The organism is Serratia sp. CoH_122_TC_1, assembly GCF_058191755.1.
Window position 1 is genome coordinate 300,570 of record NZ_JBXWLA010000003.1, and the last position, 22,975, is coordinate 323,544.

21 protein-coding genes are annotated in these 22,975 nt (G+C 53.0%); 9 read left to right on the forward strand and 12 right to left on the reverse strand.

Annotation, left to right across the window (positions count from 1 at the left end; all coding sequences use genetic code 11):
* The first annotated feature begins 525 nt into the window (after positions 1-525).
* The 9 genes from ppsR to AC2FC2_RS05845 all read left to right on the forward strand — a co-directional run bounded on the left by ppsR (position 526) and on the right by AC2FC2_RS05845 (position 9,564).
* Positions 526-1,347: a posphoenolpyruvate synthetase regulatory kinase/phosphorylase PpsR gene (gene ppsR, locus AC2FC2_RS05805; RefSeq protein ID WP_209633031.1), complete on the forward strand. Its 822-nt coding sequence runs from the start codon at positions 526-528 to the stop codon at positions 1,345-1,347.
* A gap of 328 nt (positions 1,348-1,675) precedes the next feature.
* Positions 1,676-2,722 carry a 3-deoxy-7-phosphoheptulonate synthase gene (locus tag AC2FC2_RS05810; RefSeq protein ID WP_490658927.1) on the forward strand — a complete coding sequence of 349 codons (1,047 nt, stop codon included), beginning with the start codon at positions 1,676-1,678 and terminating at the stop codon, positions 2,720-2,722.
* Between the two features lie 112 nt (positions 2,723-2,834).
* Positions 2,835-3,320, forward strand: coding sequence for a glutathione peroxidase (locus AC2FC2_RS05815; protein ID WP_209633030.1), 486 nt, complete (start codon positions 2,835-2,837; stop codon positions 3,318-3,320).
* Positions 3,321-3,487: 167 nt separating this feature from the next.
* Entirely contained in the window at positions 3,488-3,673 is a 186-nt protein-coding gene (gene hemP / locus AC2FC2_RS05820; protein ID WP_209633029.1) for a hemin uptake protein HemP, read from the forward strand.
* Between the two features lie 93 nt (positions 3,674-3,766).
* On the forward strand, positions 3,767-5,857 hold the full coding sequence (locus AC2FC2_RS05825; RefSeq protein WP_490658928.1) for a TonB-dependent hemoglobin/transferrin/lactoferrin family receptor: 2,091 nt from the start codon (positions 3,767-3,769) through the stop codon (positions 5,855-5,857).
* 63 nt (positions 5,858-5,920) lie between these two features.
* Entirely contained in the window at positions 5,921-6,955 is a 1,035-nt protein-coding gene (locus tag AC2FC2_RS05830) for a hemin-degrading factor (RefSeq protein ID WP_209633027.1), read from the forward strand.
* On the forward strand, positions 6,952-7,782 hold the full coding sequence (locus AC2FC2_RS05835; RefSeq protein WP_209633026.1) for a heme/hemin ABC transporter substrate-binding protein: 831 nt from the start codon (positions 6,952-6,954) through the stop codon (positions 7,780-7,782). The genes AC2FC2_RS05830 and AC2FC2_RS05835 overlap by 4 nt, the downstream gene beginning before the upstream one ends.
* A complete protein-coding gene (locus AC2FC2_RS05840) occupies positions 7,782-8,786 on the forward strand; it encodes a FecCD family ABC transporter permease (RefSeq protein WP_314592289.1) in 1,005 nt (334 codons plus the stop codon). Before AC2FC2_RS05835 ends, AC2FC2_RS05840 begins: the two co-directional genes overlap by 1 nt.
* Positions 8,779-9,564, forward strand: coding sequence for a heme ABC transporter ATP-binding protein (locus tag AC2FC2_RS05845; RefSeq protein ID WP_209633024.1), 786 nt, complete (start codon positions 8,779-8,781; stop codon positions 9,562-9,564). The genes AC2FC2_RS05840 and AC2FC2_RS05845 overlap by 8 nt, the downstream gene beginning before the upstream one ends.
* Positions 9,565-9,716: 152 nt before the next feature.
* Here AC2FC2_RS05845 and AC2FC2_RS05850 read toward each other — a convergent pair whose 3' ends face one another.
* The 12 genes from AC2FC2_RS05850 to btuD all read right to left on the reverse strand — a co-directional run bounded on the left by AC2FC2_RS05850 (position 9,717) and on the right by btuD (position 22,963).
* Positions 9,717-11,159 (reverse strand): protein adenylyltransferase SelO, encoded by a 1,443-nt coding sequence (locus AC2FC2_RS05850; RefSeq protein ID WP_490658929.1) that lies wholly within the window; start codon positions 11,157-11,159, stop codon positions 9,717-9,719.
* A 246-nt stretch (positions 11,160-11,405) separates the two neighbouring features.
* Positions 11,406-12,143, reverse strand: a complete 738-nt coding sequence (locus AC2FC2_RS05855; RefSeq protein WP_209633022.1) for an EAL domain-containing protein — start codon at positions 12,141-12,143, stop codon at positions 11,406-11,408.
* A gap of 552 nt (positions 12,144-12,695) precedes the next feature.
* A complete protein-coding gene (lplA, locus tag AC2FC2_RS05860) occupies positions 12,696-13,709 on the reverse strand; it encodes a lipoate--protein ligase (protein WP_265556151.1) in 1,014 nt (337 codons plus the stop codon).
* Positions 13,710-13,766: 57 nt separating this feature from the next.
* Positions 13,767-14,231 carry an NlpC/P60 family protein gene (locus AC2FC2_RS05865; RefSeq protein WP_037418610.1) on the reverse strand — a complete coding sequence of 155 codons (465 nt, stop codon included), beginning with the start codon at positions 14,229-14,231 and terminating at the stop codon, positions 13,767-13,769.
* 173 nt (positions 14,232-14,404) lie between these two features.
* Entirely contained in the window at positions 14,405-14,797 is a 393-nt protein-coding gene (arnF, locus tag AC2FC2_RS05870; RefSeq protein WP_209633020.1) for a 4-amino-4-deoxy-L-arabinose-phosphoundecaprenol flippase subunit ArnF, read from the reverse strand.
* A complete protein-coding gene (gene arnE, locus AC2FC2_RS05875) occupies positions 14,794-15,141 on the reverse strand; it encodes a 4-amino-4-deoxy-L-arabinose-phosphoundecaprenol flippase subunit ArnE (protein ID WP_209633019.1) in 348 nt (115 codons plus the stop codon). The genes arnF and arnE overlap by 4 nt, the downstream gene beginning before the upstream one ends.
* Positions 15,138-16,805, reverse strand: coding sequence for a lipid IV(A) 4-amino-4-deoxy-L-arabinosyltransferase (gene arnT, locus AC2FC2_RS05880; RefSeq protein WP_490658930.1), 1,668 nt, complete (start codon positions 16,803-16,805; stop codon positions 15,138-15,140). Before arnT ends, arnE begins: the two co-directional genes overlap by 4 nt.
* Entirely contained in the window at positions 16,802-17,707 is a 906-nt protein-coding gene (gene arnD / locus AC2FC2_RS05885; protein WP_209633017.1) for a 4-deoxy-4-formamido-L-arabinose-phosphoundecaprenol deformylase, read from the reverse strand. Before arnD ends, arnT begins: the two co-directional genes overlap by 4 nt.
* Positions 17,704-19,686: a bifunctional UDP-4-amino-4-deoxy-L-arabinose formyltransferase/UDP-glucuronic acid oxidase ArnA gene (gene arnA / locus AC2FC2_RS05890; protein WP_209633016.1), complete on the reverse strand. Its 1,983-nt coding sequence runs from the start codon at positions 19,684-19,686 to the stop codon at positions 17,704-17,706. The genes arnD and arnA overlap by 4 nt, the downstream gene beginning before the upstream one ends.
* Complete coding sequence (gene arnC / locus AC2FC2_RS05895) at positions 19,686-20,666, reverse strand: undecaprenyl-phosphate 4-deoxy-4-formamido-L-arabinose transferase (RefSeq protein WP_209633015.1); 981 nt, start codon at positions 20,664-20,666, stop codon at positions 19,686-19,688. Before arnC ends, arnA begins: the two co-directional genes overlap by 1 nt.
* Positions 20,653-21,807, reverse strand: a complete 1,155-nt coding sequence (gene arnB, locus AC2FC2_RS05900) for a UDP-4-amino-4-deoxy-L-arabinose aminotransferase (protein ID WP_490658931.1) — start codon at positions 21,805-21,807, stop codon at positions 20,653-20,655. The genes arnC and arnB overlap by 14 nt, the downstream gene beginning before the upstream one ends.
* Positions 21,808-22,207: 400 nt before the next feature.
* A complete protein-coding gene (gene btuD / locus AC2FC2_RS05905; protein ID WP_265556153.1) occupies positions 22,208-22,963 on the reverse strand; it encodes a vitamin B12 ABC transporter ATP-binding protein BtuD in 756 nt (251 codons plus the stop codon).
* Positions 22,964-22,975: the final 12 nt, after the last annotated feature.

A 22,975-nucleotide genomic window follows, 5' to 3' on the forward strand; every position in this document is an offset into this window, starting at 1 on the left:
ACAATCCTTATTGCTATCAGTAGGGTATAGACGGATTTAATTCGCTTGCTTTCTCAGCACCGCCAAAACGGCGCCGAATCAGACTAGCACAATGATCCATAGGAAATGGAAAGGTGAATCGATCAACCCGGCGAAGAAAGTGGATTTTAGGAAAACTTCCTGACAGGGAAAATGGCGATGGAATCGTTCCCTGCCGCACTAATAGCTTAAAACTCAACAAATTAAGTATTTTTTAAACTTCAGTTTTAAAAACCATACTCAAATTCATGTTTTAGACCAAAATAACACCACAATGCGGAATAATAACGCAGGATAAATAACCTTAAACTCTTCATTAAAATTGAAATAGTGTTTCACTGAAGTTTTTACCCGACATCCCCCCCTCTTTTTGCCCGATTAATGACCGACTCTGACCGCGTTATCACAATTTTTCTGCCCGCCTCTTTACCGCTGGATTACCTGGAGCCCATGATAAGAACAAGCAGACGTGAAAATTACGTCACTGTTCCAGGTAAGGAGTCTAGGGTGGAAAGAAGCGTTTTTTATATTTCGGACGGCACGGCGATCACTGCCGAGGTTTTGGGTCATGCCGTGTTGTCGCAATTTCCAGTGACGGCCACGACATTTACGCTGCCCTTTGTGGAAACTGAAGCGCGCGCCCGCGGTGTTTGTCAGCAGATTAATGAGATTTATCGTGAAACCGGCGTGCGCCCGCTGGTGTTTTACTCGATCATATCGCCGGAAGTGCGCAATGTTATTACTCAGAGCGAAGGCTTTTGTCAGGATATCGTACAAGCGTTGGTTGGTCCGTTACAGGGTGAGCTGGGTGTGGAACCGACGCCGGTACCGAATCGCACCCACGGACTGACGGCCAGCAACCTTGGGAAATATGACGCACGTATTGCCGCCATTGACTACACATTGGCACACGATGACGGAATCTCGTTACGCAACCTCGATCAGGCTCAGGTGATTTTGCTTGGCGTGTCCCGCTGCGGAAAGACCCCCACCAGCCTGTACCTGGCGATGCAGTTCGGGATTCGCGCTGCCAACTACCCGTTTACCGCTGACGATATGGACAATTTGCATCTGCCTGCCGCGCTGAAACCGTTTCAGCACAAGCTTTTCGGTCTGACGATTGACCCAGAACGTTTAGCCGCGATCCGTGAAGAGCGGCGCGAAAACAGCCGTTATGCCTCAATACGCCAGTGCCGTATGGAGCTTGCAGAAGTCGAAGCTTTATTCCGCAAGAATCAGATCCGATATCTGAATACCACCAACTATTCGGTAGAAGAAATCTCAACCAAAATTCTGGATATTCTGGGTATGAGCCGCCGTATGTTCTGATCTGTACCCTCTACAATACGGACAGGCACCTGACATGATTGAAGGGGCGCGGCATGCTGCGCCCGCGTTAATCGCGGCAAACGTATTCGCCCCCCAAATCACTGGAAGGACAATTCTACCGGCAGCGGATTTGAATGCTAATCGCAGAGGCTCTCCCCTGCCATCTGTTGATTATTCCTCCATAGCCCATCATTTTTGCGCTTTTTTTCGCGGCTTTGATCAACAGAACACAGTTTCTACGGTTGAATTCATCGGTTTTTACGTTATTGTGATCGCCATCACTTCCCGGCACTCCGGCCGCAGCGAAGAAAAATCTTTAGAGAAAATCATGCACAAAACAGATGAACTGCGGACCGCGCGCATCGACAGCCTCGTGACGCCGCAAGCGTTGGCAGAGACGTTGCCGATCTCGGCGGAAATCGCTGATAACGTGACGGCGTCACGTAAGCGAATTGAAAAAATCCTGACCGGTGAGGATCGCCGTCTATTGGTGGTTATCGGGCCTTGTTCTATCCACGATCTTGACGCCGCCATTGATTATGCCGGCCGGCTGAATGCCCTGCGCATCCGTTATCAGGATCGCCTCGAAATCGTGATGCGTACCTATTTTGAAAAGCCGCGCACCGTGGTGGGTTGGAAAGGCTTAATCTCCGATCCTGCACTGGATGGAACTTTCCAGGTGAATCGTGGCATTGAAATGGCCCGTAGACTGTTGCAGGAAGTGAACCAACTCGGCCTGCCTACCGCCACCGAATTCCTCGACATGGTTGTCGGCCAATACATTGCCGACCTGATCAGTTGGGGTGCCATTGGCGCACGCACTACCGAAAGCCAGATCCACCGCGAGATGGCTTCGGCGCTTTCTTGCCCGGTAGGCTTTAAGAATGGGACAGACGGCAACACCCGTATTGCCATAGATGCCATCCGTGCCGCACGCGCCGGGCATATGTTCCTGTCCCCGGACAAACACGGGCAAATGACGATCTATCAGACCAGTGGTAATCCGTATGGCCATATCATCATGCGCGGGGGCAAAACGCCGAACTATCACGCAACCGACATCGTTGCCGCCTGCGATAGCCTGCGTGAATTCGACCTGCCGGAACACCTGGTGATCGACTTCAGCCACGGTAACTGTCAGAAATTGCATCGTCGCCAGCTGGAAGTGGCGGAAAACGTCTGCCAGCAAATCCGTGCAGGTTCTGTCGCTGTCACTGGCGTAATGGCAGAAAGCTTCCTCGTAGAAGGCACACAGAAAATCGTTGCCGGACAACCGCTGACCTACGGCCAGTCGATCACCGATCCTTGCCTGAGCTGGTCCGACAGCGAACAGTTGCTGGCTATGCTCGCGGATGCGGTAGATACCCGCTTCTGAGCCACTCACCGGGGCGCCCGCCCCGGCTTTTCTACCCGCCAGCGACTCATCTATAATTATGCCCAGTCTGCAGCGCGAAAGCGCTTTCGTCACAGGATATGGAGTTCCCTGCATGAGCAATTCATTGTTATCCATCCCCTGCGTTACATTGCAAGGGGAACACAAAACCCTGGGTGATTTCCCTGCCCGGGCCTATTTGGTGGTGAATACCGCCAGCAAATGCGGGTTTACGCCGCAGTACCGTGGGTTGGAAAACCTTTGGCAATACTACCGCGAGCGCGGCCTGATGGTACTGGGCTTTCCCTGTAATCAATTCGGAGCACAAGAACCCGGTGATCCGCTGGAAATCGCCAACTTCTGCACGTTGAACTACGGTGTCAGCTTCCCGCTGTTCAGCAAAATTGAAGTTAACGGTCCGGGTGCACACCCGCTGTTTAACGAATTAAAGCGACTGGCACCGGGTGTATTCGGTAGCCAACGCATCAAATGGAACTTCACCAAGTTCTTGCTGACGGCAGACGGCCAACGAGTGAAACGCTTCGCGCCGATCACCAAACCCGAACGCTTATTTGACCGTATCGAAACCCTGCTGAAATAACCGCAATTTTCACGGGCTGAGTCGCTCAGCCCGTACCACATCACTTTCCTGCAAAAAGGTTCCATTGGTAAGAAAATTTTCCTTGATGTAACCTTTCGTTCACATGATAATGATTCTCACTTTGATATTAATTACTATTTAATGGTCTGTTTTATAAACACATGACGATGGATAATCACAATCATAATCTACCCGCCAAAGCCGCTAGCCCCGCGGCGACCGGCCTGACCTCGCCTCCTTGCTACGACAGCACTCAGCTGCTTGATGCCGATGGCGTGGCGATCATCATCCATCAGGGCCAGCGCTATCAGCTGCGGCAGACCAAAGCCGGGAAATTGATCCTGACCAAATAACACCTATCCCTTAACGCCAGCCACCCCGATCGATGTTGATCCAGGCAGCCAGCAAATCTATTGATATGTTAAAAACATACGGAGAGTTGCGACATGCCTCTGACCCCTTCCACCCGGCTGCGTTTATCCGCATTGAGTCTGGCGATTGCCTGTGCTCTGCCGGCGGTGACTTTTGCACAAACCAACAGCACGACCTCTTCCCGTTCTACGACGGCGGCTTCACCAGCGAAAAAAGACAAAGCCAGCGACGAAACAATGACCGTGGCCGCCACCGGCAACGCGCGCAGCAGCTTCGAAGCACCAATGATGGTCACGGTGATCGAGGGCGATACGCCTGAAAGCCAGACCGCCACCAGCGCCGCCGATATGCTACGCCGCGTGCCGGGTATTACCGTCAATGGCACCGGTCGCAGCAACGGTCAGGACGTTTTTATGCGCGGCTATGGTAAAAATGGCGTACTAACGCTGGTAGACGGTATTCGTCAGGGCACTGACACCGGGCACCTTGGTGCGACATTCCTCGACCCTGCTCTGGTAAAGCGTATTGAAGTGGTGCGCGGCCCTTCTGCCCTGTTGTATGGCAGCGGTGCGTTGGGCGGCGTAATTGCCTATGAAACGGTGGATGCCGCCGATCTATTAATGCCGGGTCACAATAGCGGCTACCGGGTCTATGGCACCGCGGGTAGCGGCGATCACAGCCTGGGTATGGGTGCCAGCACCTACGGCAGGACCGACAGCCTCGACGGCCTGCTGTCATTCGGCACCCGTGATGTCGGTAATCTGCGCCAGGGTAACGGCTTCGATGCACCGAATGATGAAACCATCAGCAATGTGTTAGCCAAAGGGACATGGATGCTCGATGAGAACCAATCGTTAAGCGGGAATTTACGCTACTACAATAACCGGGCGCAGGAGCCAAAGAACCCGCAAGAGTCCGCCAGCAGCAGCGGTAACCTGATGACCGACCGTTCTACCATCCAGCGTGACGGTCAACTTAGCTACAAATTGAAACCTGTAGGCCAAGACTGGCTCGACGCAGAAGCGAAAATCTATTACTCCGAAGTAGAGATTAACGCACACACCAACGGCAGTGAAGATGAGGCCCGCAAGCAAACCACGCGGGGTGCTAAGTTGGAAAACCGCACGCGGCTGTTTGCGGATACCTTCGCTTCCCACTTGTTTACCTACGGCAGTGAAGCTTACAAGCAGGAACAAACGCCAGGTGGCGCCACGGAAAGCTTCCCACAGGCAAAAATCAATTTTGCTTCCGGCTGGTTACAAGACGAAATCACCCTGCGTGATTTGCCTATCACCCTGCTTGCCGGGACGCGCTACGACAATTACAAAGGCTCTAGCGACGGATATGCGGACGTGGATGCCGACAAGTGGTCCTCGCGCGGTGCAGTCAGCATCACGCCAACCGATTGGTTGATGCTGTTCGGCTCCTACTCGCAGGCATTCCGTGCCCCAACGATGGGCGAGATGTACAACGATTCCAAACACTTCTCGATCCCTATGGGGCCTACCACCATTACCAACAACTGGGTGCCCAACCCAAATCTGAAGCCTGAAACCAATGCGACCCAAGAATACGGTTTTGGATTACGCTTTGACGATCTGTTGTTGGCTGATGACAGCCTGCAATTTAAAGCCAGCTACTTCGACACCAAGGCGCGGGACTACATCACCACGAACGTCACCATGGAGCTGGGGCGCGGCCCACGTGGCCCTTATTGCATCAGCTGTACCACGTTCTCGACCAACATCGACCGGGCAAAAATCTGGGGTTGGGACGCCATGCTGAGCTATAAAACCTCGATTTTTGGCTGGGACTTGGCATACAACCGTACCCGCGGCAAGAACGAAACCAGCGGCGAATGGCTAAACAGCATCAATCCAGACACCGTCACGAGCACATTGGATATTCCACTCGGCGAAACAGGCCTGTCAACCGGTTGGGTCGCCACCTTAGCCCAACGGGCTAGCCGCGTAGAAACCGGCACGCCAGAACAAGGCGGCTACGGCGTCAACGATTTCTACCTGAGCTATAAAGGTCGCGATCGTCTGCAAGGCGTCACCACCACCGTGGTGCTGGGGAACGCCTTCGACAAAGAATATTACTCGCCGCAGGGCATTCCGCAGGATGGCCGTAATGCCAAACTGTTGGTCAGCTACCAGTGGTAACGTTTTAAGTCCGGCGGGCAACCCGAATGCCCGCCGATTGCACCTTACACAGGAGAACTATTTATGAGCAATACCCTCTACGCACGCTACCAGCAGGCCAAGATTGATAACCCAGGCAAATATGCACGTGATTTGGCCGAACTGCTTGGCGTTAGCGAAGCGGAACTGACCCATGCTCGCGTTGGTCAGGATACCCGCCGCCTTCAGACTGATGCCCGTACCCTGCTGACCGAATTGGAGCAGGTTGGCGTCACCAAATCCATCACCCGTAACAGCTACGCGGTGCACGAGCAGATGGGGCGCTACCTCAACCAACACCTGAACGGACACGCGGGGCTGATCCTCAACCCGCGCGAGTTGGATTTGCGGCTGTTCCTCAACCAGTGGGCCAGCGCCTTCGCCATGAGCGAAACCAACAAGCGCGGCGTGCGTCACAGCATTCAGTTCTTCGATCATCAGGGTGACGCGTTGCATAAGGTGTACACCACCGACGAGACCGACCTGTCCGCCTGGATGGCGTTGGTGGAGCGCCATCTGAGTGCAGAAAATCCGGCGTTGGAACTGAAAGCCCCGGACGCTACGGTCAGTAACGCCGCACCGGACAACGAAAAGATCGACCGCGAATGGCGTGAAATGACCGACGTTCACCAGTTCTTCCAGTTGTTAAGCCGCAATAAGCTGACGCGTCAGCAGGCCTTCAAGGCCGTCGGCAACGATTTGGCCTACCGGGTGGATAACAGCGCCCTGTCCCAGTTGCTCAACGCAGCGCTCGGCCTGCAAAACGAAATCATGATTTTTGTCGGCAACCGTGGCTGTGTGCAGATCTTTACCGGTCAGATCGAGCGTCTGATGCCACAGGAAGGCTGGATTAACGTGTTTAACCGTCGCTTCACCCTGCACCTGATCGAAGATGCCATCGCCGAAAGTTGGATCACCCGCAAACCAACCAAAGACGGCTTTGTCACCAGTCTGGAATTGTTCGCTGCTGATGGGACACAAATCGCCCAGCTTTACGGTCAACGTACTGAAGGTCAACCTGAACAAACCCAGTGGCGCGAGCAGGTTGCGGCACTTGAACCTAAGGACATTGCTGCATGACATCCTCATTGACCCGTCGCCTGGCGTTGTGCATTGCGCTGGCGTTACCCTTCACCGCTACGGCGGCAGAACGTATTGTCTCGATAGGCGGTGACGTCACCGAAATTGCCTTCGCACTGGGCGCGGGCGATGAGGTGATAGCGCGAGACAGTACCAGTCTGCAACCGGAAGCCGTCAAAAAACTGCCGGATGTCGGCTACATGCGCCAGCTTAATGCCGAAGGCATTCTGGCGTTAAAACCCACGATGGTATTGACCACTGAGTTGGCCGAGCCGGCCTTGGTACTGAAACAACTGGAAGAAAGCGGCGTTAACGTGGTGCGCATTCCAGGCGATACCACGTTGCAGAGCGTGCCGGAAAAAATCACCGTCATTGCCAATGCACTGCAACGAACCGCCCAAGGCAAGGCGTTAAACACGCGCTACCAGCAACAGTTGGCGGCGGTAAAAACAGATGCCTTGCCGGTCAGGGTCTTGTTCGTCATGAGCCATGGCGGCATTACCCCCATGGCTGCCGGGCAGCACACCGCGGCTGATGCGGTCATCACCGCAGCCGGTCTGAAGAACGCCATGCAAGGATTTAGCCGCTACCGCCCGCTGTCGCAGGAAGGCGTGATCGCCAGTGCACCCGATCTGTTGTTGGTCACCACTGACGGCATTAAAACCCTCGGTGGGCAGGAACAACTTTGGAAATTGCCCGGCATTGCACTCACGCCTGCCGGTAAACAACATCGTGTGCTGGTCGTTGACGATATGGCGCTGCTCGGTTTTGGGTTAGAAACGCCTGCCGCGCTGGCTAAATTGCGTAATGCGGCGGAGCAAAAGTAATGCGCAGTCGCACTTCCCCACGCCTGGCGATTGCCAGCCTGCTGGTGTTACTGACGCTGCTGGCGCTGGGTGCCGCCAATATGGGTGCACTGACCTTGTCATTCCGTACCTTGTGGCAGCAACCGTTCAGCGACACCACCTGGCATATCTGGTTAAACATCCGTCTGCCGCGCGTGCTGTTAGCGGTGGTGATTGGCTGCGCGTTAGCCGTGTCCGGTGCCGTAATGCAGGGGCTGTTCCGCAACCCGTTGGCTGACCCCAGCTTGCTGGGTATCAGCAGTGGCGGTGCGCTGTTTGTCGCACTGATTATCGTGATGCCACTGGCGTTACCACCGGTAGTTGCCCTCTATGGCCACATGCTGGCGGCGTTTCTCGGCAGCATGCTGGTGTCTATCCTGATCTACGGCATCAGCCGCAGCGGGCACGGGAGCCTGTCGCGTCTGTTACTGGCGGGCATTGCCATCAATGCGCTGTGCATGGCGGCAATTGGCGTACTGTCTTACCTGAGTAACGATCAGCAATTGCGCCAGTTTTCATTGTGGATGATGGGCAGCTTGAGCCAGTCGCAGTGGCCTACGCTGGCGGTTTCCGCCACCCTGATTTTACCAGCGACCCTACTCACGCTGTTGCAAGCGCGTAGACTGAACCTGCTCCAACTGGGTGATGAAGAGGCACATTATCTTGGCGTGAACGTCCAGCGTGCCAAACTGCAGCTGTTGTTATTAAGCGCATTATTGATTGGCGCGGCAGTGGCAATGAGCGGCGTGATTGGCTTTATCGGGCTGGTGGTACCGCATCTGGTTCGTATGCGCCTTGGCGGTGACCATCGCTGGCTGTTGCCTTGTTCTGCACTGGGGGGAGCTTGCCTGCTTTTAGTCAGCGATACGTTTGCACGCACGCTGGTTGCACCGGCGGAAATGCCCGTCGGCTTGATGACCAGCCTGATTGGCGGGCCTTACTTCTTATGGCTGGTCATGCGCCAGCGGGAGCGTGTGGGTGGATAACACATCAAGTCTGACAGCGCAGCAATTACGCTACAGCCTGGGTTCACGCAGGTTAATCAACGACGTGTCACTCAGCATCAACAGCGGTGAAATGGTGGCGATTATCGGGCCGAATGGTGCGGGTAAGTCGACGTTGCTACGTGTGTTAACCGGGTATCTGGCTCCAGGTTGTGGCGAATGCCAGTTGCTCGGACGCCCGTTAGAACAGTGGCATCCCCAGCAATTGGCGAAGGTGCGCGCGGTAATGCGCCAGCATAGTGATTTGGCCTTTCCCTTTACGGTAGAAGAAGTGGTCAGCATGGGGCGTGCGCCACATGGCAAGCGGGATGCGCAGCAAGCAATACAACAGGTGATGACGCAAACCGGCTGCCTTGAATTGGCACAACGAGATTATCGCCAACTTTCCGGCGGTGAACAGCAACGGGTGCAGCTTGCCCGCGTATTGGCGCAACTCTGGCAGCCACAGCCCTCTCCGGCCTGGCTGTTTCTTGACGAACCGACGTCAGCATTGGATCTCTACCACCAGCAGCATACGCTGAGGCTACTGCGGACGCTGACACGCCAGCAGCCCATTGCCGTGTGCTGCGTACTGCACGACCTCAACCTGGCCGCGCTGTATGCCGACCGCATTTTGTTGCTGCATCAGGGGCAACTGGTCGCTTCGGGGACGCCGCAAGAGGTCTTGCAGGCGGAGATTCTCACCCGTTGGTATCAGGCGGACTTGGGAGTGGTGCACCACCCGGAAGTGGCGTTGCCGCAGGTGTATTTGCGCCAATGAGTTGACTGCCATGCCTATACCCGATGAATGTTAAGTTGCAGCCAGGCGCCCAGCTGATGTGAACGCGGCTCGCAACAAGGGGTGTGGCCCATGGACGGGCCACCTCACTGAGTGCAGGTAACCACCCTGCCACTTGAAAGACGACGGGTATTTCAGCTCGAGCAGGAAATCTCCAGGTGTTTGCCCCAATCTGGCGGCAACGCCGCGAGATCGTCATATTCCGCTGTGTCAGCAAAAGGGGTCAGTAAGGCCTGATGCAAACGTGCCAGTTTGCTGACATCGTTCTGTTCAGCACTCTCTATCGCCTGCTGTGCCAGATAGTTGCGCAGAATTAACTTAGGGTTCACGGCATTCATTGCCCGCTGACGCTCGGCATCACTCACCTGTTCTTGCTGCAAACGCTGACGATATTGCTGATACCAACTGTCGAATGCGGCGCGATCAATAAACTCATCCCGTAATGGCGACTGCGCTTGTTGCTGTTCCGTTTGGCCCAACAAACGGAAGGTACGGCTATAATCCCGCCCTTCTTGTGCCATCATGCTCAACAACCCGGTAAGCAGATCGTTATCCTGCTGCGACTGGGTGAAGAAACCGAGCTTGGCCCGCATTTGTTCCCCGTAGGCACGCATCAATGCCGGTTCATAGGCTGCCAGTGCCTGCTGCAACTGTTCGGTGCTCATCAATCCGGACAGCGTCTGCGCCAGCCGGTGGAGGTTCCACAATGCGACTGCCGGTTGATTATCAAATGCATAACGGCCCTGATGGTCAGAATGGTTGCAGATATAGTCGGGCTGGTAATCATCCAGGAAGCCATAGGGGCCGTAATCAATGGTCATACCCAGAATCGACATATTATCGGTATTCATCACGCCATGTGCGAAGCCAACGGTCTGCCAATGGGCGATAAGCCGTGCGGTACGTTCGACGACATCGGTAAACCACTGCAAATAGCCATCGCTTTGATCTTGAAACTGCGGCCAGTGGCGGGCAATGACAAAATCAGCTAACTGTTGTACCTGCTCTGGCTGTTTGCGGTAGTAGAAATGTTCAAAATGGCCGAAGCGGACATGGCTTTCTGCTATGCGCAATAGCATCGCTCCGTGTTCCGGCTGTTCACGGTAAACGGGATGCTCACTGGTCACAATGGTCAGTGCTCGCGTTGTTGGAATACCCAGATGATGCATTGCCTCGGAGGCCAGGAACTCGCGGATCGCCGAACGTAGCACCGCACGGCCATCCCCCATACGCGAGTATGGCGTCATTCCGGCCCCTTTCAGATGCCAGTCCATACTGCGGCCATCGGCCAGTCGCTGTTCGCCCAGCAGAATGCCACGGCCATCACCCAACTGCCCAGCCCAAACCCCGAACTGGTGCCCACTGTATACCTGTGCCAACGGTTTCATCCCTGGCAGCAGTGTTTCACCCGCCCAAATCGGGGTTTTATCTTGGGTAAACCAACTTTCGTCCAGCCCCAACTCACGCGCGAGTGGCTCACTGTGATACAGCAGGCGAGCGCCTTTCAGCGGCGTAGGGTTCAATTCGGTATAAAAACCGGCTAGCTGGTCATGGTAAGCATTTTCAAACTGCGGCATAGGCCCTCCGTTACAGCTAGTGTAGAGCCAGGACGGAACGATTAACACAGAGGAAATGTAGGGAGAACGCATCTGCCTGAAACGCGGGCAGATGCGGGAGATCAGCGTTTATGCCGATACGACTTAAATGTCTTTTTACGCTGGTAGATAAAATACTTAATCAGCGAGAAAATGATAATGAATAACAGCGCCGGAATCACAGAAAAAATCATCCAGTCCACTATTGGCTCCGTTGTGTGTGCGGTCTCAATTATTGTTATTAAACTCATCGGGTGTTACCCGTAACGCTGCCAGATTATCCACACCGACGCTAGGCCATAAAAAACCTTGCAGCCCAAAAACGCCAGCATGTCTGAGCTTATTAAAGTATTCCTTTTTCTCTATTCCTCCGACGATCACCCCCTTACACAGCAGATTGATATTCTTTAATAGCGAGTCAATGACCACGTCATATCCCTGATGGGTAAACAACTGCCAGTAAAAACGCTTGTCAATTTTCACATAGTCGAACAAACCATCATACAATGCCGTCAACGTTGCCTGACCAGAACCAAAATCATCCAACCATAGCGAAAACCTCTCGCTAAGCCGGTAGATTTTTTCATTGTTTTTACCTGCCGAAAGATTCGGAAAACCTTCACTGATTTCAAAGGCAATAAAAGGCCACTTTCTGATGCGTTCACACAGTTGATCATCAGTGAGTATCAAATCGACAAGAGTTTCTTCGATATTCAGCGTCAACAACACGTTGTTTTCGGCAAACCAGGGTGCATTCTGTTCTGCCAATTTCAATTGCTCATTAAATAACTCAATCCTTTGCTCAGCGGTCAATAAATTAATCCCAATGTCAGCCGGCATAGCCAAATCACCGTCCAGACTATTAAAACGGTTCAAGATTTCTACCGCTAACAGCCTGCCCTCCATTGAGTAAACAGGTTGAAAAACATAGCTACTAATAAAGTCAGCTTCGAATTGGATTTTCATTTCAATGCCACAGGCTGAATGGCGAGCACCTCATCGTATATCAATATATTTTATCGATCAATCCCTCTGAGATTAATCGGAAATATCAATGCAGCCTCCCATAACTTATCATTTAATTGATAGATTAAAGCTATATCCACGACACATCAGACGGAAACAGAAACAATTTGGCTTAAGGGTAAAAACACGCGCCACACCCTAAACAAAGCGATATTTAACTTAAGTGATATCGTCACGCTAAAAATTTGACTTATTATCATTGTTTTCATTAAAGAAAATCCTAACAACGTAAATCTATTAACAAGGTATACGACAAACATAAGCACAAGAGACACATAAACTGATTAAATTTAATTACGCATCAATTTCACTCGTTATTCCTTGCATTGAAACGGTAAAAAAATGCCACCTTGCTTTTTGAGAAAAATCTACTACATCGATGTTTTGGCTGCATTTTTTGTCGAAGGGAGGATACCGGCCGTCAGTAAGCCCCTCTTTCTGGCATAAAAAAGGGATGAGTTGCCTCATCCCAGAACATTCAGAATCTGAATATTATTTAATCGTCTCAACCAGCCATTGCCGCAGCTCGGCCAATTCAGCCCCCTGTTCTGGAAACTGGGCAATCAGACTGTCACAGCACGCTGCCAGTGCATCAGTACGGTAGGCACAGCCAATCAGCATGTCGGCCAAATGTTGTAACGGTGCCGGGCTAAGGCTGTCGGTAAAGATTTGCGCCCGGCAGATGAGGCCCTTCTCTACGTCAAAGAAGATATCTACCCCGCCCCAGACAAAACGTTCATTTAGCAAATGACTAAACGCTGGCGCCTTGCCAAAGTTCCATTCCCAACTGCTTTGTTTGGCGAACTGTGCGGCAAAATCCGGCAGGTCAGGATAGACATCAGGCGAGATGATCTCCGCCGTGGCGGTCTCTCCATAGTGATTAAAGAACGCCTGGATCACCGCGTTGCATACGTGTTCATGGCTAATGTCGGGTAGAAATTCTGACAGATTGGCAACGCGAGAGCGTACGGACGTGATGCCTTTAGCCTGCAATTTCTTGGGGTCAGGATTAAGGTAGTCCGCCAAGCGGTTAAGATCGGCATTGAGCAATAACGTACCGTGGTGGAACCCGCGATCCTGCGTTTCTCGGTAGGCCGACCCGGAGATTTTGCGTACGCCGTCTGCGGTATCGATCACGAGATCATTACGCCCGGACGCGGTGGCGGCAATACCCAGCTGTGCCAACGCCTGCAGAATAATCCCGGTTGAGACTGTCTTATCGTAATCGGGCTTGCCCGCCATAAAAGTAAAACAGGTATTCCCCAGATCGTGAAATACCGCGCCACCGCCACTGCTACGACGTGCCAGGCGAATGCCGTCTTGTTCCATCCTGCGGGTATTGCACTCTTTCCAGGGGTTTTGTGACTGGCCAATGACCACGGTTTCGGCGTTGCGCCATAAGAACAGAATTTTCTGCGTAGTCATTTCGCGGAAGATGCATTCTTCCACAGCCAGATTGAACCAAGGATCGTAAGAGTCGGAAATCAATAAGCGTAAACGTGTCATGGCGGTCACCGTTAAATATGTGATACCGCCATGATACACCAAATCAAAGAGTTAAGACTAAATGCGGCGAGCCTGCCAGTAGGCCTTTTTCCAATATACGTTGTCCAGAGACGAACGCATCACGCCTCGACTGGTGGACGCGTGAATGAATTGATCGTTGGTATCATAAATGCCGACGTGCAAACCGTTCTCGCCAGCACCGGTTTTGAAAAAGACTAAATCGCCCGGCATCAGTTCATCACGAGACACTTTGGTGCCCAGAGACGTTTGCTCTGCTGTGGAGCGAGGTAATTGCATATCGAAACGGTCGCGGAAGGTGCGATAGACGAACCCGGAGCAATCAACGCCGCCCCGATCCACGCCACCGTAACGATAAGGTGCGCCGTACCATTGACGCAGCTGCTCATTTAACTGAGCCACCACCACAATGGAATCCGCCAACCGGCCGCTTGGAGGCGGTGCATGGCTGCTGCAACCAGCAAGTATTAAACTGGCGAGTAAAAACCAAATACGCATCCGCATAATATCCCTTCATTGAACACGCTGCCGCATCATGCCGTCCGGTAAAGCCTACCGCCTGCGAGGCAAAGCTGGCACCACGTAAGGAGATCGCTATTTTGGGCTAATTTATCCCCCACCGGGGGAAAAAGGCAAGCGCTGTGAAGGAGATAATCGTATTAGCGCCAGTTTTTGTGCTATTGGGGCGTTTTTACCGTGGCTTGGCTGTTAATCAACCACACGCCAAACAGGATAAACAGCGTACCCAATGTTTTCAGTAAGGTAGCCGATTCGTTAAACCATGGCAAAATCACCGCCGCCAGATAGACCAACGCATAACTGACACTCAGCAAGGGATAAGCACGGTTAAGAGGCAAATGGTGGAGCGCGAAGAACCAGCATAACATTGACAATGCATAGCCGAAAATACCGCCACTGACCGCCAGAAGTGGTAACCAGTATTGGCTAAACAGGCTGAGAGTGACGTCAGCAAATGACATCAGTGGGATCTGTGACATTCCCCACTTCATCAACAGCTGTGCCAGCGTAACCAGCAGGACGCTGGCAGCGCCCCAGGCATAGCCCCTCATGGATTTATACTCATCAGCAGGATCCCCAGCATAATCGAACCTACCCCCCACCAATGCCGTACGGTAGTCGGTTCTTTAAACAACCAACGGGCGGCAAGCGTCACCAACACAAAGTTCAGACTGAGTGTCGGATAGGCCAAACTGAGCGGCAAACGTTGTAATACGTTAAGCCACACGGCCATACCTAACCCTAACAACAACACCGCCAGTGCCAACCAACGCAGCGTTGGCCCCCGCCTGACGGCGGGAGCCAACTGCCAGCACTGGGCGGCCTGTTTCTGGCACAGCTGCCCACCACAGGTGAGCAAGCTGACCACAATGACCAACAGATAGCCGATGATCATGGCTGCTGCTGATACCAGAACAATGCCAGACGGTTCATTACCTGCACCTTATCCGCCGGCGGCAGATTTTGCTGTTCAATGCTTTCGCCACGGGACAACTGCAAGACCAGTGAAACATCGCCCTGCTTACGTGCCTGTTCCAACCACTGTGGGAAGTCCGCATCGCTGATGAAATGGCTACGCGCATCTGCGTAATCCAAGCCATAGGAAACTTCTCCCTTCTGGTTAAACATCAGTACATCGCTGCGCTTCAATTCCCAGGCCAAACCCGCAGCCACGCCAACGCTATCAGTCAGTACATAACGGCTGTGGCTTAACTCAGCCATATTGGTCTGCGCGAAGTTTTGCGGCAATTTGGAGTCAGTGACCTGTTGTGGAATAGCATAACCAATCAGCAGGCACAGCAGCAACGGGCAAGCCGCCGCCCAGCTCCAGCGTTTTGCATTATTGCGCACCGATACGACAGCAAACAGCAACCAACCGGCAAAGGCGATAATGCCGATGACGATCTTCGGCCACTCTTGTGCGGTAAACAAATGCACTTTCGGCAGTAACCCGGAGCCCAGGAGCAGCAGCGCCACGATGCCGATTAAGCCAAACAATCCGTTTAATACGGCGTTAACCTTGAAGACCTTATTGCGCAGTGCCGCCACGCAATCTTCAGCATACGCCGCCATTAACAACGCCATCGGTGCCATGCATGGCAGAATATAGGTTGGCAACTTGCCCTTGGCGATGCTGAAGAAGATCAGCGGCATCATCACCCAACTGAGCAGGAAGAACAGCTCAGGCCGTTGGACGCGTTCACGCCAGCCTTTGAGCAGCGCCCCCGGCAAAAGTGCCAGCCATGGCAATACAGCAGCCATCAGAATCGGGAGGTAATACCAGAATGGCGCTTTATGTTGGGCATTGTCTTCGGCGAATCGCTGAATATGCTCAACCCAGAAGAAGTAATTCCAGAAGTCCGGTTCACGTTGTGCAATCGCCAACGCCCAAGGCAAGCTCAGCAACACGGCAACCACGATCGCCACAGGGCCATAAATCAACAGATCTTTAATCCGCCGCTGTTGTATAACGATCGGGATCACCGCAATCACCGGTACCGCCAGTGCCAGGAACCCCTTGGTCATAAAGCCCATTCCACAGGCCAAGCCCAGCAGCACGTAGCCGCCCAGTTTGCCTTTAACCGTGGTGGCTTTCAGCGTCAGATAATAGCTGACCATGGCTGCGGCCAGCCACAACGAGATCATCGGATCCAATACGCTGTAGGTACCGATGCTGAAAACCAGCACCATAGACAGGAAAATCAGTACCGCCAGGCAAGCGCGGTGGGCATTGCGCCACATCAGCATTGCCAGTACAAATACCAGCAACGCCGTCATGCCGGTGCTAAATACCGAACCAAAGCGCACCGCAAAGTTAGTATCACCAAACAACCATTGGCTGATGTTGTTGAACCAATAGCCAGCAACCGGTTTTTCAAAATAGCGCAGACCGAGCAAATGCGGCACGACCCAGTCGCCACGTTGCAGCATCTCTCGGCTAATTTCAGCATAGCGAGTTTCATCTGGTTGCCATAACAGGCGACCGTTGAGAGGAATCAGGTAAACCAAAGCAAAAAAAATGGCCAATAAAATGGCCCATGATCCTTTTAGCGCCTTCATGAATCGTCCTTCACATCGGTTTGACAGCCCAGCCAACCTTCGCGGCCAGGGAAAGGAGCACGCTCGACGCGGCCCAATGGCAATGACGCCAAATCTTGGGGCAACAGTGCGCTTAACGGACAGAATTCTATGCCCTGCCGTTGCGCCCGCTGCAGTAACTGCTCAAACATGGCTGCCTGTGACATACCTTCAACTTCAGTGTGAATGGTATATACCGGCACACCCGGATCGCTTTCAATGGCCCGCAGAATGTAATCGTTAAAGTCAGCCATACTCACTTCGCTACCAATCACCTCATCAAAGGTCGGTAGCGTGACTGGAATCTGTACGGTTCCCAGGCGGCCATCGCTTAACACAGGTCGGAAGGGATGCGTACCACGACAATCGCTGTTGTAATGAAAACCAAAACGCTGCTTCACTTCCAACACCCGCGTATCTGCACGCCAACCGGCAACCGCTGAACATTTAACCGGCTGACCGGTACTGGCAGCCAGTGCGTCCACACCAAGTTGAACCTGCTGCGTCAGCTCAGCCTCAGACCAGCGCGCGACTTTGGCTTGCCAACCCTGATGATCCCAGGCATGTAACCCCACCTCATGCCCGGCCTCTGCGGTAAGTTTCATCAACGGCCCCAGCCGACGGGAGATATTGCGTCCCGGCCAGGCTGTGCCAGCCAGCAAAATGTCCAAGCCATACAGTGATGCTGCGTTAGAACGCAGCATTTTCCACAGGAATTTCGGACGCAAAAGGCGCCAAAGATGGCGCCCCATATTGTCCGGTCCTACGCTGAAAAAGAAACTGGCCTGAATATTGTACTTGTCAAACAACTCCAGCAACTGCGGCACCCCTTCCCGGGTGCCGCTGAAGGTATCTACATCAACTCGCAGACCGACTTTCTTCATGCACCGTCACCTTCCTGAACGGTTGTGCGCAAGAAGTAATCCAGCGTATCAGCAACGGTTTGCTGCATCGCGATAGTCGGCTGCCAATCCAGCAGGCGACGCGCATTCTTGATGCTTGGCGTACGGTGCTCAACGTCCTGATAGCCTTTACCGTAGTAGCTGCTGCTTTCCACATCTTTGAAGCCGGCAAACGGCGGGAAGCGATCGCGCAGCGGGTGGTTGTTGAAGCTTTCAAGCAGCATTTCTGCTAATTCGCGGATGCTGGCTTCGTTGGTCGGGTTACCAATGTTGACGATCTGGCCGTCACACAGGCCATCACGGTTTTCGATAATGCGGAACAGCGCCTCGATACCGTCGTTGATGTCAGTGAAGCAACGTTTCTGCGCCCCGCCGTCCATCAATTTGATTGGAGAACCTTCAACCAGATTAAGAATCAACTGGGTAATAGCACGGGAAGAACCAATACGCGCAGCATCCAGGTTATCCAGACGTGGCCCCATCCAGTTAAATGGACGGAACAGCGTGAACTTCAGGCCTTCTTTGGCACCGTATGCCCAGATAACCCGATCCAGCAACTGTTTGGACACGGAATAAATCCAGCGCTGTTTGTTGATTGGCCCAACAATCAGACGTGAGTGGTCTTCGTCAAATTCCTTATCGTCACACATGCCATACACTTCAGAGGTGGACGGGAAGATAATGCGCTTATTGTATTTCACGCAGTCGCGGACGATTTTCAAGTTTTCTTCAAAATCCAGCTCGAACACGCGCAGTGGGTTGCGGGTATATTCGATTGGCGTCGCAATAGCCACCAGCGGCAGAACAACGTCACATTTTTTAATGTGATACTCGATCCACTCGGAGTGAATGCTGATGTCACCTTCCACAAAGTGGAAGCGCGGGTTATCAAGGAAACGGCTGATAGCATCAGAGCCAATATCCAAGCCGTAGATATCGTAACGGTCATCACGCAGCAGGCGTTCGGTCAGGTGGTTACCGATGAAGCCGTTAACCCCGAGAATCAGCACACGCGTTCTGCGCTTCATCACTGCGTTTGGCTTGGCAGCCAGGCGCACATCGGTGACGATACCCATTTCCTGTGCCAGACGGCTGCCCTGTACGTACAGACCCGCATCGTTTTGACCGGCAACGATTTCCAGTGCGCCTTCACCGCAGGCAATAACCAGCGGAGAAGTGCTGAGCACAGTACCCGGTTGTTTGTCGTGCTGTGTATCCAGCACGCGAGCGCGCCAAACGATCAATTTACGCTGGCCAAGGTAGCTGAAAGCCCCTGGGTAAGGTTCGGTAACAGCACGCACCAGGTTGTTGATTTCCTGCGCGGATTTATGCCAAAGAATTTCACCGTCTGCCGCAGTGCGACGGCCAAAATAGCTGGCTTCGGCTTCGTTTTGCGCGGTGAACGTGGCGGTACCGTTTTTCAGTTTTGGCAGCTCGTCTTTCAGCAGTACCTGCGCGGCTTCCAACACTTTTTTGTGCAGCGTCAGAGCAGTGTCTTCAGCGGCAATGGTCACTTTACGTTGACCAACGATGTCACCCGCATCTGGACGCTTGACCATTTTATGCAGCGTCGCACCGGTTTCGGTTTCGCCATTCACCAACACCCAGTTCACTGGTGCGCGGCCGCGGTAGTGTGGCAGCAATGAACCGTGCAGGTTGAAACCGCCTTTCGGGGCCAGTGACAGAAGTTCGTCGCTCAGCAGATTGCGATAATAGAATGAGAAAATAACGTCCGGCTGCATCTGACGGATACGCTCGATCCACAGCGGGTGGTTAACGTCATCCGGCGCATAAACCGGCAACTCCAATTCTGCACCCAAGCGGGCAACGGAGGAGAAAAAGTTGTTCTCACCAGGATCGTCGGTATGCGTGAATACCGCTTGAACATCATAGCCTGCGTCAGTTAGCGCTTTCAGGCCTGCGCAGCCAATATCATGGTAAGCAAATACAATAGCTTTCATTATTCTTCTTCCTGAGTATTGTGAGTCGGCTGTTCACCGACCACTTTCTGAACAAAATAACGGGGACGAGCACGCACGTCGGTATAGATACGACCGATGTACTCGCCCAGCAGGCCCATGCCGACAAATTGGGCGCCGATAAAGGTAAACAATACGGCAAACAGGGTGAACACCCCGCCGCCTGACCATTCAGGTCCCATAATCAAACGCAGAGCGATCAACAGCACTGCCAGTATGAAACCTGAGAGAGCTATCACGCTGCCGACAACGCTGAGCAAACGCAGCGGTGTTGTCGTCAAGCAGGTGATCAGGTCATACATCAGGTTAATCAGCTTCATCAGGCTGTATTTAGAATCGCCAAACTCACGCTCAGCATGCAGCACTTCAATTTCTGTGGTGCGGCGGGCGAAGGTATTCGCCAGGATAGGGATGAAGGTGCTGCGCTCGTGGCAGTTAAGCATCGCCTCGATAATATGGCGACGGTAAGCACGTAGCATGCAACCGTAATCCCCCATCGATTTGCCAGTGGCGCGTTGGATCATCATATTGATGATGCGCGAGGCACTTTTTCGGAACCAGGAATCCTGACGATTAGCACGCACGGTGCCCACAACGTCGTAGCCTTCTTCCGCCACGCGCACTAAACGCGGGATCTCTTCTGGTGGGTTTTGCAAATCGGCATCCAGTGTAATCACCAGATCGCCACTCACCTGGTTGAAACCGGCCATGATCGCCGAATGCTGACCGTAGTTACGGTTAAGCAATACCGCAATAACACAGCTGCCTGGCTGTTCAGCCGCGGCGGTCAACATGTCAGCAGAGTTGTCGCTGCTTCCGTCATCGACCAGGATAATTTCATAAGGTTGGGTCAATTGTTTACAGGCAGCACTGGTACGCTCAAGCAAAGCAGGTAAGCTTTCCTGCTCGTTGTATACCGGGATCACCACCGAAACTTTTTTTATCGGTTCAACGCGAGACACGTAACGACTCCACAACAGAAGACAAGGCTTTGACCACGCGATCAACATCGTCGTCGGTCATATCAGGGAATAGCGGTAAGGTACACAGGCGCGCCGAGTTCCATTCAGTATTCGGCAATGACAGCTGCGGATAACGTTCACGATAAAACTTTTGAGTATGGGCCGCGCGGAAATGCAGACCGGTGCCAATACCGACTTCTTTCAAGCATTCCATCAGTTGATCGCGGTCGATCCCACAGCGCTCGGCATCAACGCGTACCATAAACAGATGCCATGCGTGGTCATGCGGGTAATCCGGCAAACCCAGCGGCAGGAAAGGCGAGCCTTCCAACGCGGTGAGATAACGCTGCGCCAGCGCGTTACGGCGAGCATTAAGCTGCGGCAAGCGTGCCAGTTGCACCACGGCGATGGCCGCATGGATATCAGAAAGATTGTATTTGTAGCCAGGCTCGACCACTTCAGCCTGAGGTTTGCGCCCCAGTTGCTGGCGGTCAAACGCATCAACGGCCAAACCGTGGAATTTCAAACAACGCAGGCGATCCGCCAATTCGTCGTCGTCGGTGGCAATCAGGCCGCCTTCGGCGCAGGTCAGATTCTTAATCGCGTGGAATGAGAAGATGGCCGTGCCACGAGCACCGACCCACTCACCGTTGTAACGGGAACCGACGGCGTGGGCCGCGTCTTCAATCAGAGGAATGTTGTGGCGTTGAGCCACATCGCGCAACGCGTCCATTTGCAGTGGTGCGCCAGCGTAATGTACCGGAACAATAGCTTTGGTTTTTGCCGTAATCGCTGCTTCAACATCGCTGGCGCTGACCATCAGCGTATCGCGGTCAACGTCAATCATTACCGGCGTCGCGCCGAGCAATTCAATCATGTTGAGGGTGGAAACCCAGGTCTGTGAGGGAGTGATAACTTCGTCGCCTGGGCCAATACCCAGAGCCATCAGGGTGATGTGCATACCGGCGGTGGCGGAACAAACAGCAATGGCATGTTTACAGCCGAAGGTGGCGCAAAACTCACTTTCCAACTGCTGATTTTGCGGCCCGGTAGTGATCCAACCTGAGCGCAATACCCTTTCTACCGCCGCGATTTCTTCATCGCCAATCGCTGGGCGTGAGAAAGGTAAAAATTGATCCATAGTTAACCCCAAACGTATCAAACTTCTTTTAATGACACTGTAGATCTCTTTTATTTAACGGATATTAAACGCCAGAGAGAATCGTTCCTGGTTGATTAACTGCCAATGTACGGCCGCAAGCTTAACTAAACCTTAAGATGCGATTTATTATCAGTTAACTATCTGATCTGCGAGGGCCATCATCATAAAATTAAATTGATTTAATAATCAATTAGTTATAGTGATTTATAATTATTTACTTATTATTTTTGAACTTAATCATCGTAGCACGTCAGCGACGGTTTTCAAGATTGGACAGACAATTTTAAGCAAAAAGGGAAATAACGCCGACCGTTATCTCGCTATTTATATCGGGTCCGTTTAATTTTCGTTTAGGGTGAATTTTAACCGTGCTAACGGACTATGCAGTTTTGGTCATAATCCAGCGTTGATCGCCAACCGCCTGCAAGTGAAAATCCACGTCATAAATTGTTGAAAGCAATAACGGCTCCATCACTTCCTGCGTGGCTCCCTGGGCAACCAAACGGCCTGCATGCAATAACCAAACTCGGTCGGCCTGCTGCAAGGTATGGTTGAGGTCATGCGCGCAAACTAATGCACTGCGCCCACTTTGGCAAAACTCCCGCAGCAACCTATCCAGGGCAACCTTCTGCGCCACGTCCAGACTGTTCGTCGGTTCGTCCAGCAACAACAGTTGGCTCCGCGGATTGACCGTCGGCCAGGCTTGCAGCAATACCGCCGCCAGCCGCACCCGTTGCCACTCCCCGCCGGATAGTTGTGTCAACATGCGGGACAATTTATCCATCAGTTTCAGACGCTGACAGAGATAAAGAAGGGTACTTTCCAGAGCCTCTTCCGCGGCCCCCGCCGGGCGGTGCAGTTCCAGATATTGGAATACGGGCATCAGCGCGACTGGCGGCTGTTGCTGGCTCAAATAGGCACGGCGCAACGCCAACTCATGGCCCTGATAGTCTTCCAATGGTTTCCCGGCGAGCAAGACATCACCTGTACCCGGCAATATACCCGCCAGTCGCGCCAGCAGCGTGCTTTTACCGGCGCCATTCGGACCAATAAGGTGAAACTGCAACCCAGCATCGACCTGTGCTGAAAACGGCGTAAAACGCCCTTCTACCCCAACCTGACTGAGTTGCAGCATGCTTAATTACCA

What these genes read in the sequence shown, in the direction of transcription:
- AC2FC2_RS05850 (WP_490658929.1), bottom strand. Translation starts at nt 11,159, where the DNA reads ATGCCGCAGTTTGAAAATGCTTACCATGACCAGCTAGCCGGTTTTTAT.
- arnT (WP_490658930.1), bottom strand. Translation starts at nt 16,805, where the DNA reads ATGAAGGCGCTAAAAGGATCATGGGCCATTTTATTGGCCATTTTTTTT.
- lplA (WP_265556151.1), bottom strand. Translation starts at nt 13,709, where the DNA reads ATGACACGTTTACGCTTATTGATTTCCGACTCTTACGATCCTTGGTTC.
- AC2FC2_RS05835 (WP_209633026.1), top strand. Translation starts at nt 6,952, where the DNA reads ATGACATCCTCATTGACCCGTCGCCTGGCGTTGTGCATTGCGCTGGCG.
- arnE (WP_209633019.1), bottom strand. Translation starts at nt 15,141, where the DNA reads ATGATCATCGGCTATCTGTTGGTCATTGTGGTCAGCTTGCTCACCTGT.
- AC2FC2_RS05815 (WP_209633030.1), top strand. Translation starts at nt 2,835, where the DNA reads ATGAGCAATTCATTGTTATCCATCCCCTGCGTTACATTGCAAGGGGAA.
- arnB (WP_490658931.1), bottom strand. Translation starts at nt 21,807, where the DNA reads ATGGATCAATTTTTACCTTTCTCACGCCCAGCGATTGGCGATGAAGAA.
- btuD (WP_265556153.1), bottom strand. Translation starts at nt 22,963, where the DNA reads ATGCTGCAACTCAGTCAGGTTGGGGTAGAAGGGCGTTTTACGCCGTTT.
- AC2FC2_RS05810 (WP_490658927.1), top strand. Translation starts at nt 1,676, where the DNA reads ATGCACAAAACAGATGAACTGCGGACCGCGCGCATCGACAGCCTCGTG.
- AC2FC2_RS05865 (WP_037418610.1), bottom strand. Translation starts at nt 14,231, where the DNA reads ATGCGGATGCGTATTTGGTTTTTACTCGCCAGTTTAATACTTGCTGGT.
- arnA (WP_209633016.1), bottom strand. Translation starts at nt 19,686, where the DNA reads ATGAAAGCTATTGTATTTGCTTACCATGATATTGGCTGCGCAGGCCTG.
- AC2FC2_RS05855 (WP_209633022.1), bottom strand. Translation starts at nt 12,143, where the DNA reads ATGAAAATCCAATTCGAAGCTGACTTTATTAGTAGCTATGTTTTTCAA.
- hemP (WP_209633029.1), top strand. Translation starts at nt 3,488, where the DNA reads ATGGATAATCACAATCATAATCTACCCGCCAAAGCCGCTAGCCCCGCG.
- AC2FC2_RS05825 (WP_490658928.1), top strand. Translation starts at nt 3,767, where the DNA reads ATGCCTCTGACCCCTTCCACCCGGCTGCGTTTATCCGCATTGAGTCTG.
- AC2FC2_RS05840 (WP_314592289.1), top strand. Translation starts at nt 7,782, where the DNA reads ATGCGCAGTCGCACTTCCCCACGCCTGGCGATTGCCAGCCTGCTGGTG.
- arnD (WP_209633017.1), bottom strand. Translation starts at nt 17,707, where the DNA reads ATGAAGAAAGTCGGTCTGCGAGTTGATGTAGATACCTTCAGCGGCACC.
- AC2FC2_RS05830 (WP_209633027.1), top strand. Translation starts at nt 5,921, where the DNA reads ATGAGCAATACCCTCTACGCACGCTACCAGCAGGCCAAGATTGATAAC.
- arnF (WP_209633020.1), bottom strand. Translation starts at nt 14,797, where the DNA reads ATGAGGGGCTATGCCTGGGGCGCTGCCAGCGTCCTGCTGGTTACGCTG.